Genomic DNA, 14,098 nt, shown 5'->3' with positions numbered 1-14,098 from the left:
CCGCCCCATTCATGCCGCGTTCACGAGGCGCGGGCGATATGTTTCTCCGGCCGAGATCGGACTGACGATGATCCTTCGCTTGCTTCTTTCGATCTCGACTCTGGGCGCGGTCGTGCCGCTGCAGGCAGCCGCCGAAACGCCGTCGCCCCTGCTGGTGGCCGCGGCGGATTGCTCGCAGGCGGCTGCCGATGCGGCGGCGCAGACCGGCGGGCGGGTTCTTTCCGTACGCAGCCGCAACCAGGATGGGCGCATGGTATGCGTCGTCACGGTCATCGTTCCGGCGAAGGATGGCGGGCGACCGCGGCGGCAGACGGTTGTCGTGCCACAATGACATGCGCATCTTGACTGCCGTGGAAATCGGCGCGCGGAGCCCATGCGAATCCTGATCGTCGAGGACGACCCGAACCTGAACCGCCAGCTCTGCGAGGCGGTGGCCGATGCCGGCTATGTCGTGGATCGCGCCTTCGACGGCGAGGAAGGGCACTTCCTCGGCGATACAGAGCCGTACGACGCCGTGGTGCTCGATGTCGGCCTGCCGAAGATGGACGGCATCAGCGTGCTCGAGCGCTGGCGGCGCGACGGCCGCAAGATGCCGGTGCTGATCCTCACCGCCCGCGACCGCTGGAGCGACAAGGTCTCCGGCATCGACGCCGGCGCCGACGACTACGTGACGAAGCCGTTCCACATCGAGGAGGTGATGGCGCGGGTGAGGGCCCTGATCCGGCGCGCGGCGGGACACGCTTCGTCGGAGATCAACTGCGGCCCGCTCCGGCTCGACACACGCGCCTCGAAGGCGACCGTGAACGGCACGCCGCTGAAGCTCACCTCGCACGAATACCGGCTGCTCGCCTACCTCATGCACCATCGCGGCAAGATCGTCTCGCGCACGCAACTGATCGAGCATCTCTACGACCAGGATTTCGACCGCGACTCCAACACAATCGAGGTCTTCGTCGGACGGCTGCGCCGCAAGATCGGGCTCGACCTCATCGAGACCGTGCGCGGCCTTGGCTACCGGATGAACGACGCCGATGCCGGGGTTTGACCGGCTCGCCGTCCGCGTCATCGCGTTTTCGAGCCTCTGGGTTCTCGCCGCGATCTTCGTGATCGGCGGCGTCATCTCGGCGATCTACAGCCAGACCGCCTCGCGCGGCTTCGAGAACCTTCTCGTCGCGCAGCTCTACAACATCGTCGCGAGCGTCGCGGTCTCGCCGGAGGGCAACCTCGCCGGGTCGCCCGATCTCGGCGACCTGCGCTACTCGCAGCCGCTGTCCGGCTGGTACTGGGAAGTGCTGCCGGCCAGCGACAACCTGAAAGGGCGTCTCGCCTCGATCTCGCTCGGCCCCGCCGACATCCCCGCGCCGTCACCGGTGCTGGCGCCGTTCGATCCATCCTATCGCCGGACCTACGAGGCGAGGGGTCTCGAAGGCGAGGCACTGACGGTGGTGGAGACCGAGATCGTGCTGGACGGCGACAACCGCGCCGCCCGGTTCCGGGTGATGGGGAATGCCAGCCTGCTGCAGGCCGACATCCGGCAGTTCGACCGCACCCTCGCCATCTATCTCGCGGTATTCGGGCTCGGCTCGATCGTGATCAACGCGCTGACGATCCTGTTCGGCCTCAAGCCGCTGACCGGCGTGCGCCGCGCGCTCGGCGAGGTCCGGGCGGGACGCGCCGAGCGGCTCGTCGGCACCTTTCCGATCGAGATCCGGCCGCTGGCGGTGGAGATGAACGCGCTCATCGACAACAACCGCCGCATCGTCGAGCGGGCGCGCACGCAGGTCGGCAATCTCGCCCATTCGATGAAGACGCCGCTGGCGGTGCTAAAGAACGAGTCTGTGACGATCGGCGGCGAGAAGGGGCGGCTCGTGCTCGACCAGTGCGAGCGCATGCAGTTTCAGGTGCAGCACTATCTCGATCGCGCCCGCGTCGCGGCGCAGAGCGAGGGCGTCGTGTTCCGGACGCCAGTCGCGCCGGTGCTGGACCGACTCGTCCGGGTGATCGGCAAGCTGAGCCCGGAACTGACGATCGAGGGACCCGCCGCCGCCGCCGCGGGACCGGGCGAACTCGTCTTCGCCGGCGAGCAGCAGGACTACGAGGAGATGGTCGGCAACATCCTCGAGAACGCCTCGAAATGGGCGGCGGCCCGCATCCGCGTCGCCGTCGCGCCGGTCGATGGCGAGCCCGACATGTTCGCGACCGTGGTCGAGGACGACGGCAAGGGGCTGGACGAAGCCGAGATCGCCGAGGCCCTGAAGCGCGGACGCCGGCTCGACGAGCGCAAGCCCGGCAGCGGACTCGGGCTTTCCATCGTTTCCGACCTTGTTCGCGAGTATCGCGGCGATCTCGCCCTGTCGCGATCCGACCTCGGCGGGTTGCGCGCGACGATCCGTCTGCCGCTGGCGCTCGATCGGCAACTCTCCTAAATGTGATCCCGCGCGCCCGGCATGACCGGGCCGGCGAGACGGGCAGGTTTTCGGCATGCGGAACGGGTTCGGGGTCGGCGTTCTTCTCGTCTGCCTGTCGGCGTTGTCGGGCTGTCTTTCCGGCGGCCTCGGCGGCAGCGACGGGCCGGCGCTGTCCGACGGCGCGCAGTCGCTCGGCGACGGCCTCGTCGGTCAGATCAAGGACGTGAAGCTGCGCGGCGACGCGAAGGTGAAGGCCATCGACGCCGAGTTCCAGGCGCTCCAGTTCGCGCCCGCCGGCAAGGAAGTCGACTGGAGCGAGGGCAAGTGGCAGGGGCAGGTGATGCCGACCCAGCTCTACCGCATCGGTTCGCAGGACTGCCGCGGCTTCACCCACATCGTCCTGGAAGGAGCCAAGTCCTGGAAACAGGTCGGCACCGCCTGCCGCGGCGAGGACGGGGCTTGGAAGATCGTCGTCTAGGATCGTTCCAACCCTAGCCAATTCCAGCACTATCCGTGATATGAGGGCGTCGCGCATCGCCGCTCGCGTCTTCGGCGGAGACTGCGCTCGCCCGCGCGTCCTTTCCGGGGCTGGATTGGAATTTGTTCTGGACCCTTGCGATCTTCCTGACCGTCCTTGCCGCCGCGACGCTCGCCAGCCCCTTCCTGCGGGGCTTCCGGCCGCTGCCGTCGCGCGCCGGACATGACGTCGAGGTCTACGGCGCGCAGCTTCGCGAACTGCAGGGCGACCTGCGGCGGGGCGTTCTGCCGTCCGAGGAAGCCGCGAGCGCGAAGGCCGAGATCGGCCGGCGCCTGCTGAGGGCCGCAGCCGAAAGGGACGGAGCCGCGGGCCCGGAACGCCCGTCCGCGAGCGGCCGGCTCGCCTCCGTCGGGGCGGTCGTGGCGATCGTCGCCGCATGCGCCGCTGCGATCCCTTTCTACGAACGCATCGGCAAACCGGGCGAAGCGGACCGGCCGCTCGCGGCGCGGCTGTCGTCCGATCCGGCGAACATGGATATGCGGACGCTCGTCGCCGCTGCGGAAGCGCGGCTGCGCGCCGATCCCGACGACGGGCGCGGCTGGGAGGCGGTGCTACCGGTCTATCTTCGCCTCGGCCGCGGGGCGGATGCAGTGAAGGCCGCGGACAACGCCATCCGCCTGCTCGGGAGCACGGCCGACCGGCAGGCGATGAAGGGCGAGGCGCAAGTCCAAGTCGCGTCCGGCACGGTGACGGACGAGGCCGACAATACGTTCCGACGGGCGATCGAACTCGATCCCGCCAACGGCCCGGCGCGCTTCTACCTGGCCCTCGGCCTGTCGCAGCGCGAGCGCTACGCCGAAGCAGTCCCGGCATGGCAGACGATCGTCGATGCGGGGCCGGCGGACGCCCCGTGGATAGGCCCTGCGCGCAATGCCCTCGAAGAGGCTCGCGTGAAGACCGGTGCGAAGGAGCAGCCGCCTGTCGCATCCGCCGCGCCGCAGTCGGGCCCCGATGCAGGCGAGATGGCAGCCGCCGCGGAGCTGTCGCCCGCCGACCGGGTCGCCATGGTGCAGGGGATGGTGTCGCAGCTCGCCGAACGCCTGAAATCCGCCCCGAACGATCCCGATGGGTGGAAGCGGCTGATCCGCTCCTATTCGGTGCTCGGCGACGCGGCGAAGGCCGGCGAGGCCTATGCCAGCGCCCGCGCGATCTTTGCGGACGGCTCGTCCGAACGGCGCTCGCTCGACGAATTCGCGGCGAGTCTCGGGCTTGGCGAACGGAAGGCGACGCAATGACGCGAAAGGGCAAGCGGCTTCTGACGATCGGCTCGATGCTCGCCGTCGTCGGCGCTGCGACGGGGTTAGTGCTCTTCGCCTTTTCCTCGTCGATCAGCCTGTTCTCGTCGCCGACCGAGCTTGCCTCGCACGCGCCGAACCCGGCGCAGCGCATCCGCCTCGGCGGGTTGGTCGAGAAGGGCTCCGTGCAGCGAGGCGGCGGCGACCTCGTGCGCTTCCGCGTGACCGACTCGGTGGAAAGCGTGGCCGTCGTCTATCGCGGCATCCTGCCCGACCTGTTCCGCGAGGAGCAAGGCGTGGTGACGGAAGGGACGCTCGGGCCCGACCGCGTCTTCACGGCCGACGCGGTGCTTGCCAAGCACGACGAGAACTACATGCCGAAGGAGGTGGTCGACGACCTGAAGCAGCGCGGCCTCTGGGAGGACGGCAAGCCGAAGCCCGCCGCGACGTCGGCGAAGGCCGTTCCGGTGGCGAGCGCGGCGGCTCCCGGCTCGTGATCGTCGAACTCGGCCACTACGCGCTGGTGCTGGCGCTGGCGACGGCGCTCGTCCAGTCGACCTTGCCGCTCGTCGGCGCGCGGATCGGCGACGGGCGCCTGGCCGAACTCGGGCCGCTCGCCGCCGTCACCGGCTTCTCGCTCATCGCCCTATCCTTCGCCTCGCTGACGATGGCGCATGTCGGCTCGGATTTCTCCGTGCTGAACGTCTTCCAGAATTCGCATTCCGAGAAGCCGCTCCTCTACAAGATCACCGGCGTCTGGGGGAACCACGAGGGCTCGATGCTCCTCTGGGTGCTGATCCTCGGCCTGTTCGGCACGCTGCTCGCACTGTTCGGGCGCGACGTGCCGGCCGAGCTGAAGGCGACGGCGCTTGCCGTCCAGGCCTGGATCACCTCGGCCTTCCTCGTCTTCATCCTCGCGACCTCGAACCCGTTCGCGCGGCTCCTGCCGGCGCCGTTCGAAGGCGAGGATCTCAATCCCATCCTGCAGGACATCGGCCTCGCGATCCATCCGCCGCTCCTCTATCTCGGCTATGTCGGCTTCTCGATCGCCTTTTCCTTCGCGGTCGCCGCCCTGATCGACGGGCGCATCGACGCGGCCTGGGCGCGCTGGGTGCGGCCGTGGATCCTGACCGCCTGGATCTTCCTCACGCTCGGCATCGCGATGGGCTCCTACTGGGCCTATTACGAGCTTGGCTGGGGCGGCTGGTGGTTCTGGGACCCGGTCGAGAACGCGTCCTTCATGCCATGGCTGTCCGGCACGGCGCTGCTGCATTCCGTCATCGTCATGGAGAAGCGCTCGGCCTTGAAGGTCTGGACGATCCTCCTGTCGATCCTCACCTTCTCTCTCTCGCTGCTCGGCACCTTCCTCGTCCGCTCCGGCGTTCTCACTTCCGTCCACGCCTTCGCGACGGACCCGACGCGCGGTGTCTTCATCCTCTGCATCCTCGTCGCGTTCGTCGGCGGCTCGCTGGCGCTCTTCGCGTGGCGCGCGAGCGCGCTGGCGCCGGGCGGCCTGTTCCAGCCGATCAGCCGGGAAGGAGCGCTGGTCTTCAACAACCTCTTCCTCGCCACGGCCTCCGCCACCGTGCTCGTCGGCACGCTCTATCCGCTCGGGCTGGAGGTCCTCACCGGGCAGAAAATCTCGGTCGGCGCGCCGTTCTTCGACCTCACCTTCGGCACGCTGATGGTGCCGCTGCTCTTCGCCGTGCCGTTCGGGCCGCTGCTGGCCTGGAAACGCGGCGATCTCCTCGCCGCCGCGCAGCGCCTCTATGCCGTTGCCGGTGTGGCAGTCGCGGCGATCGTCCTCGCGGCGGCGCTGACGGGGGGAACGAAGATCCTCGCGGCCTTCGGCTTCGGGCTCGCGGCTTGGCTGCTCGCCGGCTCGCTGGTCGACCTCGTCGGCCGAGCGGGCTTCCCGAAGGCCGGTCCGATGCTCGCGCTTCGCCGGCTCGCCGGCCTGCCGCTATCCGCCTTCGGTTCGGCGCTGGCGCATTTCGGCCTCGGACTGACGCTGCTCGGCATCGTCGCGACCTCCGGCTTCGGCACCGAGACGATCCGCATGATGCGGCCCGGCGACACGCAGGAGGCCGGCGGCTACTCGCTCCGCTTCGACGGAGTCACGCCACGTCAGGGGCCGAACTATGTCGAGGAGGTCGGGCGCTTCACGCTGCTTAGCGGCAGCGACGAGGTGGATGCGATCGAGGGCGCCAAGCGCTTCTACCCGGCACGGCAGATGCCGACGACCGAGGCGGGCATCCGCACGCACTGGCTGAGCCAGCTCTACGTCGCCGTCGGCGATGCGTCCGGTGCGGACGGCAAGGGGCGCGTGGTGCGCATCTGGTACAAGCCGCTGATCACGCTGATCTGGCTCGGTGCGGTCGCGATGGCGCTCGGCGGCGGCCTGTCGCTCGCCGACCGGCGCATGCGGGTCGGCGCGCCGGCGCGCGTCCGCCAGCGTCCGAAGCCCGGTGCGGTGCCGGCGGAATGAAGCGCTTCGCGGAACTCCTCGTCGCGGCGATCCTGCTTCTGGTCTGGCCGGTCGTCGCCACCGGTCCGTCGCGCCTGCCGTCAGGAATGGTCGATTCGTTCGGCGGCATCGCCTTCGCGGTCCAGCCGGACGAGATGCTCGCCGACCCGAAGCTGGAAAGCCGGGCGCGCACGATCTCGGCGGAACTCCGCTGCCTCGTTTGCCAGAACCAGTCGATCGACGACTCCGACGCCGATCTCGCCAAGGACCTGCGCCTCGTCGTGCGCGAGCGGCTGCAGGCGGGCGACGACGACGAGGCGGTGCTCGACTATGTCGTCGTGCGCTACGGCGAATTCGTGCTCCTGCGGCCGCGTCTGCATGTCTCGACGCTGCTGCTCTGGGGGGCACCCGTGCTGTTGATCGTCGGCGGCGCCCTCTATGCGGTATGGACCGCGCGCCGGCGCCGGACTTCCGGGCCGGAACTCAGCTGCGACGAAGAAGCCGCGATCGAGCGGCTTCTCGCGGAGCGTGAGGGCACACCCTCGGCTTAGAACCTTGTCCTCGGTTCTTAACAAGATTTCATGGACGGGAAGGGGTCCCGTAATCTGCCGGGACTTACCTATCTCTCCGACACGACCGGCGGGCGACGCCGGAGCGATCGAGAGAAGGACCACTCCCATGCAGCCCACCGAGACCAAGCCCCGCCGCTCCCGCCTGTTCGCCGCCGCCCTCGCGGCCGGCGTCGCCAGCGCCGCGATTGCCGGCGGCATCGTGACAAGCGTCCATCCGACTTTCGCCGAGCCGGTTTCCGTCACGCCCCCCGCGCAGAACCCCGGCTTCGCCGACGTTGTGTCGAAGGTCGCGCCGGCCGTCGTTTCGGTCCGCGTCAAGGAGAAGGCGAACGTCGTCGCCTCCGACGACGAGGACGGCAACAACGGCGACCAGTCCGGCAACGGCAACCCGTTCGAGAGCCTGCCGCGCGACCATCCGCTGCGCCGCTTCTTCGAGTTCGGCAACCCGCGCGGCGGCGGCAACGACAATGGCCAGCACGGCATGCGTCCCCGCCGCGACGGACCCCGCGCGATGGCGCAGGGCTCCGGCTTCTTCGTGTCCGAGGATGGGTACCTCGTGACGAACAACCACGTGGTCGACGGCGGCGAGACCTTCACGATCGTCACCAACGACGCCAAGGAGTTCGACGCCAAGCTGATCGGCACCGACAAGCGCACCGACCTCGCGCTTCTCAAGGTCGATCCGAAGGGTCAGAAGTTCACCTATGTCGAGTTCGGCGACGATTCGAAGTCGCGCGTCGGCGATTGGGTGGTCGCGGTCGGCAACCCGTTCGGCCTCGGCGGCTCGGTGACGGCGGGCATCGTCTCGGCCCGTGGCCGCGATATCGGCGCCGGCCCCTACGACGACTTCCTGCAGATCGACGCGGCGGTGAACCGCGGCAACTCGGGCGGTCCGGCCTTCGATCTCTCCGGCCGCGTCATCGGCGTCAACACCGCGATCTTCTCGCCGTCCGGCGGCAATGTCGGCATCGCCTTCGCGATCCCCGCCACCACGGCGAAGACGGTGATCCAGTCGCTGCGCGACAACGGCAGCGTCCAGCGCGGCTGGCTCGGCGTGCAGATCGGCCCGGTGAGCCAGGACATCGCCGACGCGGTCGGCCTCGCCAACACGGACGGCGCGATCGTGACGCTGCAGGAGACGGACACGCCGGCGGGCAAGGCCGGCATCCAGACCGGCGACGTGATCACCGCAGTGAACGGCGAGACGGTTACGAGCCCGCGCGAGCTGTCGCGCAAGATCGCCGGCTTCGCTCCGGACACCAAGGTCGACGTCACCGTCTGGCGCGGCAACGCCGCGAAGACGCTGCCGGTCACGCTCGGCAACATCTCGTCGCTCGACCAGGCGTCGAACGGCAAGGACGACGACGAGGACAAGCCGGCGGTCTCGCCGTCCTCGCTGTCGGGCTACGGCATGACGCTGACGCCCTCCGACGACGGCAAGGGCGTCGTCGTCACCGACGTCGACCCGGACTCGTCGGCCGCCGACAAGGGCGTCCAGACCGGCGACGTGATCGTGACCGTGAACGGCAAGGAGGTCGCCTCCCGCCGCGACGTGCAGGGCGCGCTCGACGAAGCCGGCAAGACCGGCCGCAAGGCGGTGCTGTTCCAGCTCCGCAACGGCGACCAGAACCGCTTCGTCGCCCTGCCGATCGCCAAGGGCTGAGACGCGAGCCGGCCTCGCCGTCGCAAGGTGGCGAGGCCTGATCCGAGGGGCGGCGCGTCGGTTCGACCGCCGCCCTTTTTCGACCGGACGAGGTCTTTCCGCCGCCCCGAGGAAACGCCATGATGTCGCTAGCGAAGTCCAGCGCGCCGGAGCCGATGCGCATCCTGATCATCGAAGACGACCGCGAGGCCGCCGCCTATCTCGTGAAGGCCTTTCGCGAGGCGGGGCATGTGCCGGACCACGCGGCCGACGGCAATACCGGCTTCCACATGGCGGATACCCACGACTACGACGTGATGGTCGTCGACCGCATGCTGCCCGAACGGGATGGCCTGTCCGTCGTCGCGGGCCTGCGCGGCAAGGGCGTCGATACGCCGGCGCTGATCCTTTCCGCCCTCGGCCAGGTGGACGATCGCGTCACGGGCCTCCGGGCCGGCGGCGACGATTACCTCGCCAAGCCCTACGCCTTCGCCGAACTTCTCGCCCGCGTCGAGGTGCTCGGCCGGCGGCGCGGCGGAAGGGATGTCGAGACCGTCTACCGAGTCGGCGACCTGGAACTCGACCGCCTCAGCCACGAGGTGAAGCGGGCTGGCCGGCCGATCGTCCTGCAGCCGCGCGAGTTCCGCCTGCTCGAATACCTGATGAAGCATGCGGGGCAGGTGGTGACGCGCACCATGCTGCTCGAGAACGTCTGGGATTACCATTTCGACCCGCAGACCAACGTCATCGACGTCCATGTCTCGCGGTTGCGCTCGAAGATCGAGCGGGAAGCCGGGCCGGCGATCCTCCACACGGTGCGCGGTGCCGGCTACATCATCCGCGCCGACGCCTGACCGCGTGATGTCGCCGCCCCGCCGTCCGGGCTTCCGCGCCCTGATGCGGATGACGGCGGTGCGCCTGTCCGCCGTCTATCTCGCGCTCTTCGCGGTCTTCGCCGTGGTGCTCGTCGTCTATGTTACGGCGAGCGCGACGAGCCTTCTCCAGAACCAGAGTCGCGACACGATCGGCGACGAGATCGGCGAGCTCGGGCAGGTCTACCAGAAGACCGGCATCGTCGGCCTCGTCCGCTCGATCGAGCGCCGCTCGCGCCAGCCGGGCGCCTCGCTCTACCTCGTCACCGATCCGACCGGCCGCATCCTCACCGGCAATGTCGAGGCGCTGGAGCCCGGCGTCCTTGATCGTGCCGGCTTTACCGAGAGGGCCTTCGCCTACGACCGCTTCTCCGACGATACGTCCGAGCGGCTGCATTTCGCTGTCGCCCAGATCATCAACCTGCCGAACGGCATGCGCGTTCTCGTCGGGCGCGACCAGACGGAGCAGGAGCGCTTCCGCACGCTCGTCCGCCGCGCGCTGATCCTGGCGCTGGCGCTGATGGGCGCCGGGGCGCTCTTCGCCTGGGTCTTCGTCGGCCGCCGGGCGCTGGTGCGGCTCGACCGGATGTCGGCCTCCTCCGCCCGCATCCTCGCCGGCGACCTCGACGAGCGGCTGCCGGTCACCGGCGCGAACGACGAGTTCGACCGTCTGTCGGCGAACCTCAACGCGCTGCTCGGCCGCATCGCGCTCCTGCGCGAGGGGCTGAACCAGGTGTCCGACAACATCGCCCACGATCTGAAGACGCCGCTGACGCGGCTGCGCAACCGCGCGGAAGCGGCGCTCGCGGACGCCTCGACCGGCGGCGACCCGCGCACCGCGCTGGAGGCGAACATCGCCGAGTCGGACCAGATGATCCGCACCTTCGACGCGCTCCTGATGATCAGCCGCGTCGAGGCCGGTTTCCACCCGGCCGAGATGGGGGCGGTCGACCTCGCGGCCTTGGTCTCCGACCTCGCCGAGCTCTACGAACCGCTGGCGGAAGAGGCCGGCGGTCGCATCGAGGTCGCCGCAAGCGGTGCCATGCCGGTGCGCGCCAGCCGCGAGCTCGTCAGCCAGGCGGTGTCGAATCTCATCGACAACGCACTGAAATACGGCGCGGGCGCGGGTGGCGAGCCGGTGGTGCAGATCGCGCTGGAGGACCGCGGCCAGACGCGCCGGCTGACCGTCGCCGACAACGGCTCCGGCATCCCGGAGGACAAGCGTGGCCGGGTGCTGGAGCGCTTCTTCCGGCTGGACGGCAGTCGCACGAAGCCCGGTTCCGGCCTCGGCCTGTCGCTGGTGCAGGCCATCGTCCGCCTGCACGGCGGCACGCTCGCCCTTGAGGATGCCGAGCCCGGCCTTAAAGTCGTCGTCGATCTGCCGGCGGCGGGAGGCGAGGCGCATGACGGAACGGCGGTCGCGATCCGCGCCTGAAGGTGACGAGTTCGTCCGGATCGGCGGCGAGGCTGTCCCGACGCCGCTCGATTCGGCGAAGGCCGCCGTCTGGCTCGCCGATCTCGGCCGATCCGCCGACGAGGCCGGATGCGAGCGGCTTGCGCGACTCTGCCGCCGCCCCGACGACCCGGCCGCCCGGCGTCTCGGCGCGATCATGGACCTGTCGTCCTACCTGAACGGCATCCTGCTCCGCCGCCCGGACTGGCTCGAACGCCTGTTCGATACCGATGCCGCGGATCGCATCGCGGCGATCCTAGCAAGTCTCGATACGCTGCATGCCGGCGATATGACCGAAGCGCGCCTGATGACGGCGCTGCGCGAGGCGAAGCTCGAAGCCGCGCTCCTGATCGCGCTTTGCGACCTCTTCGGCGCGGCCTCGCCGGACCAGACCACCGCCGATCTCTCCGATCTCGCCGAAGCCACCGTTCGCGCCGCCTTGCGCTTCCTCCTGCTCGACGCCGACCGGCGCGGTGCCCTGAAGCTCCCTGACCATGCCCAGCCCGAGGACGGGACGGGGCTCTTCGTGCTCGGTATGGGCAAGCTTGGCGGGCGCGAGCTGAACTATTCGAGCGACATCGACCTCGTCGTCCTCTTCGAGCCGGACGCCGCGGCGGTCGTCGACCGCGACGAGGCGGTGGAGACCTTCTCGCGCATCGTGCGCCGGCTGATCCGGCTTTTGAGCGAGCGCACCGGTGACGGCTACGTGTTCCGCACCGACCTGCGGCTCCGGCCCGATCCCGGGGCGATGCCGCTGGCGGTGCCGGTTCCGACGGCGCTCGTCTACTACGAGGACAGCGGCCGGAACTGGGAGCGGCTGGCCATGCTGAAGGCCCGACCGGTCGCCGGCGACATGGCCGCGGCCGAAGCCTTCGTGCGCGAAATGGCCCCCTTCGTCTGGCGGAAATACCTCGACTTCAACTCGATCGACGAGGTCCGCTCGATGAAGCGGCGGATCGATCGCCATCACGGCTTCGACTGTGTCGGCATCGCCGGGCACGACCTGAAGCTCGGCCCGGGCGGCATCCGCGAGATCGAGTTCTTCGCGCAGGCGCAGCAGCTCATCGCCGGCGGCCGCTCGCCGGAACTGCGCGTGCGGCGGACGGACGAAGCGCTGCGGCTGCTCGCGGAGGGCGGCTGGATCCTGCCCGAAACCGCTGCGCGCCTCACCGAAGCCTACTGGTTCCTGCGCCGCGCGGAACATGCCGTGCAGATGGTCGCCGACGAGCAGACGCATTCGCTTCCCGAAGACGCCGCCGGGCTCGCCCGCATCGCCGGCCTGCTGGCCTTTCCGGACGCGGATGCCTTCGGCAACGAGCTGCTGGAGCGGCTCGGTTTCGCGGAAGCGCAGTTCGACCAGCTCTTCGCCGGCGGCGAGGCGGCGGAGGACGAGGGGCAGCGTCTGTTCCGCATGATCGAGGCCGGCGACCTCGGCGGCCTGTCGGCGGCGCTGGAAGCGCTCGGCTTCGCTCGTGCCGAGCCGAGCGCGCGCGTCCTTGCCGGCTGGGGCGCCGGTCGCTACCGGGCGACACGCTCGCCCGCCGCGCGCCGGCATCTGGCGGACGTGCTCGGCCCGCTGCTCCGCTCGCTCGCCGCGGCGAGCGACCCGGACGGCTCGCTGGTGGCCTTCGACGCCTTCATCGCCGGGCTGCCGGCCGGGCTGCAGTTCTTCTCGCTGCTCGCCTCGAACCCGCGCGTCCTCGACCTCCTGACGCTGATCGTCACCTCCGCGCCGCGGCTCGCCGCGACCATCTCGCAGCGCCCGCACGTCTTCGACGCCTTCCTCGATCCGACCTTCTTCCGCGAACTGCCGAAGCGTTCGCTGCTGGAGGACCGGCTGCGGTTCTTCATGAACGACGTCGTCGACTACGAAGACGAACTCGTCCGGCTGCGCCTCTTCGCTTCCGACCAGCGCTTCCTCGTCGGGGCGCGGCTCCTGTCCGGCGCGATCGAGGGCGAGGAGGCGGGCCTCGCCTTCGCCGACGTCGCCGACGTCGCGATCGCGCGCGCTTTCGAGGCGGTGGTGAGGTCCTTCGCCGCGCGGCACGGCGCGGTTCCGGGCGGGCGCATCGCCCTCTTCGGCATGGGGCGGCTTGGCAGCCGCGAACTCACCGCCGGCTCCGACGTCGACCTGATCCTGTTCTACGATCATCCTCAGAATGAGGATGAATCGGATGGCGAAAAGCCGCTGCCCGCAAGCGTTTACCATGCGCGGTTGACGCAGCGCCTCATCGCGGCGCTCGGCAGCCCGATGGGTGAGGGCGTCCTTTATGAGGTGGATTTCCGCCTGCGCCCATCCGGCAACAAGGGGCCGCTCGCCACCCATATCGACGCCTTCCTGCGCTACCAAGCCGACGAGGGTCGCACTTGGGAGCGTATGGCGTTGACCCGCTCGCGCTTCCTCGCCGGCGACGCGGGATTCGGCGAAAAGGTCAGCGCCGCGATCCGGCGGATCATCGCCGAGCGGAACCACGACCCAGCCATTAGCGCTGAGGTGGCGGCGATGCGCGCGCTGATCGGGCGCGAGAAGCCGGCGCGCGGGCCGCTCGACCTGAAGCTCCGGCTGGGCGGCCTGATCGACCTCGAATTCCTGGCGCAGTGGTCCGTGCTGACCGGCGCGGTGCCTGCCGACCTGATCGGCCACCCGACCGCCGAAATCCTCGCGGCATCGAACGTCGTCTCGCGGGACTGCGTCGAGGCGATGCGTCGGCAGACCCGCGTGCTGCAGCTTCTGCGGCTCGGCCCCGAGAAGGCCTTCGCGGTGGACGCGCTGCCCGAACCCCTCGCCAGACGCCTCGCCGCCTCGCTCGGGCTGGACGGCGCGGCGGCGATCGAACCGGCGGTGGAGGCGATGGCAGCGGAGGTCCGCCGCGAGTTCGAGCGGCGGCTGCCGAACGGCGGCTAGCCTCGG

12 protein-coding genes are annotated in these 14,098 nt (G+C 69.7%); all 12 read left to right on the top strand.

Translation table 11 applies throughout. From position 1 onward, the window contains the following. The first annotated feature begins 67 nt into the window (after positions 1-67). The 12 genes from F6X38_RS10205 (at position 68) to F6X38_RS10150 (ending at position 14,092) form a co-directional block, all read left to right on the top strand. Positions 68-331 (top strand): hypothetical protein, encoded by a 264-nt coding sequence (locus tag F6X38_RS10205; RefSeq protein ID WP_150969630.1) that lies wholly within the window; start codon positions 68-70, stop codon positions 329-331. A gap of 42 nt (positions 332-373) precedes the next feature. Further along, the gene (locus F6X38_RS10200; protein WP_150969629.1) at positions 374-1,045 is read left to right on the top strand and encodes a response regulator transcription factor; all 672 of its coding nucleotides are present in this window, start codon (positions 374-376) and stop codon (positions 1,043-1,045) included. Further along, positions 1,032-2,426, top strand: a complete 1,395-nt coding sequence (locus F6X38_RS10195; RefSeq protein WP_150969628.1) for an ATP-binding protein — start codon at positions 1,032-1,034, stop codon at positions 2,424-2,426. The genes F6X38_RS10200 and F6X38_RS10195 overlap by 14 nt, the downstream gene beginning before the upstream one ends. A 55-nt stretch (positions 2,427-2,481) precedes the next feature. Next, the gene (locus F6X38_RS10190; protein WP_150969627.1) at positions 2,482-2,886 is read left to right on the top strand and encodes a hypothetical protein; all 405 of its coding nucleotides are present in this window, start codon (positions 2,482-2,484) and stop codon (positions 2,884-2,886) included. A 122-nt stretch (positions 2,887-3,008) separates the two neighbouring features. After that, complete coding sequence (ccmI, locus tag F6X38_RS10185) at positions 3,009-4,181, top strand: c-type cytochrome biogenesis protein CcmI (protein WP_161992701.1); 1,173 nt, start codon at positions 3,009-3,011, stop codon at positions 4,179-4,181. Beyond that, on the top strand, positions 4,178-4,678 hold the full coding sequence (gene ccmE, locus F6X38_RS10180) for a cytochrome c maturation protein CcmE (protein WP_150969625.1): 501 nt from the start codon (positions 4,178-4,180) through the stop codon (positions 4,676-4,678). The genes ccmI and ccmE overlap by 4 nt, the downstream gene beginning before the upstream one ends. Further along, positions 4,675-6,669: a heme lyase CcmF/NrfE family subunit gene (locus tag F6X38_RS10175; protein WP_150969624.1), complete on the top strand. Its 1,995-nt coding sequence runs from the start codon at positions 4,675-4,677 to the stop codon at positions 6,667-6,669. The genes ccmE and F6X38_RS10175 overlap by 4 nt, the downstream gene beginning before the upstream one ends. Before the next feature lie 86 nt (positions 6,670-6,755). After that, complete coding sequence (locus F6X38_RS10170; RefSeq protein ID WP_246191299.1) at positions 6,756-7,199, top strand: cytochrome c-type biogenesis protein; 444 nt, start codon at positions 6,756-6,758, stop codon at positions 7,197-7,199. Between the two features lie 127 nt (positions 7,200-7,326). After that, a complete protein-coding gene (locus F6X38_RS10165; RefSeq protein WP_150969622.1) occupies positions 7,327-8,883 on the top strand; it encodes a Do family serine endopeptidase in 1,557 nt (518 codons plus the stop codon). Between the two features lie 155 nt (positions 8,884-9,038). After that, positions 9,039-9,716: a response regulator transcription factor gene (locus F6X38_RS10160; RefSeq protein WP_150969784.1), complete on the top strand. Its 678-nt coding sequence runs from the start codon at positions 9,039-9,041 to the stop codon at positions 9,714-9,716. Between the two features lie 7 nt (positions 9,717-9,723). After that, positions 9,724-11,169 (top strand): sensor histidine kinase, encoded by a 1,446-nt coding sequence (locus F6X38_RS10155; protein ID WP_150969621.1) that lies wholly within the window; start codon positions 9,724-9,726, stop codon positions 11,167-11,169. Beyond that, positions 11,138-14,092, top strand: coding sequence for a bifunctional [glutamine synthetase] adenylyltransferase/[glutamine synthetase]-adenylyl-L-tyrosine phosphorylase (locus F6X38_RS10150; RefSeq protein WP_161992700.1), 2,955 nt, complete (start codon positions 11,138-11,140; stop codon positions 14,090-14,092). Before F6X38_RS10155 ends, F6X38_RS10150 begins: the two co-directional genes overlap by 32 nt. Positions 14,093-14,098: the final 6 nt, after the last annotated feature.

This window comes from Plantimonas leprariae, from assembly GCF_008802405.1.
Lineage (GTDB): Bacteria > Pseudomonadota > Alphaproteobacteria > Rhizobiales > Rhizobiaceae > Plantimonas > Plantimonas leprariae.
Note: the sequence above shows the minus strand (reverse complement) of the source record. Positions and strands in the feature narration are given on the sequence as shown.

Excerpts from the sequence above, each read along its gene's own strand:
- F6X38_RS10205 (WP_150969630.1), top strand. The coding sequence starts at position 68 with ATGATCCTTCGCTTGCTTCTTTCGATCTCGACTCTGGGCGCGGTCGTG.
- F6X38_RS10200 (WP_150969629.1), top strand. The coding sequence starts at position 374 with ATGCGAATCCTGATCGTCGAGGACGACCCGAACCTGAACCGCCAGCTC.
- F6X38_RS10195 (WP_150969628.1), top strand. The coding sequence starts at position 1,032 with ATGCCGGGGTTTGACCGGCTCGCCGTCCGCGTCATCGCGTTTTCGAGC.
- F6X38_RS10190 (WP_150969627.1), top strand. The coding sequence starts at position 2,482 with ATGCGGAACGGGTTCGGGGTCGGCGTTCTTCTCGTCTGCCTGTCGGCG.
- ccmE (WP_150969625.1), top strand. The coding sequence starts at position 4,178 with ATGACGCGAAAGGGCAAGCGGCTTCTGACGATCGGCTCGATGCTCGCC.
- F6X38_RS10170 (WP_246191299.1), top strand. The coding sequence starts at position 6,756 with ATGGTCGATTCGTTCGGCGGCATCGCCTTCGCGGTCCAGCCGGACGAG.
- F6X38_RS10165 (WP_150969622.1), top strand. The coding sequence starts at position 7,327 with ATGCAGCCCACCGAGACCAAGCCCCGCCGCTCCCGCCTGTTCGCCGCC.
- F6X38_RS10160 (WP_150969784.1), top strand. The coding sequence starts at position 9,039 with ATGCGCATCCTGATCATCGAAGACGACCGCGAGGCCGCCGCCTATCTC.
- F6X38_RS10155 (WP_150969621.1), top strand. The coding sequence starts at position 9,724 with ATGTCGCCGCCCCGCCGTCCGGGCTTCCGCGCCCTGATGCGGATGACG.
- F6X38_RS10150 (WP_161992700.1), top strand. The coding sequence starts at position 11,138 with ATGACGGAACGGCGGTCGCGATCCGCGCCTGAAGGTGACGAGTTCGTC.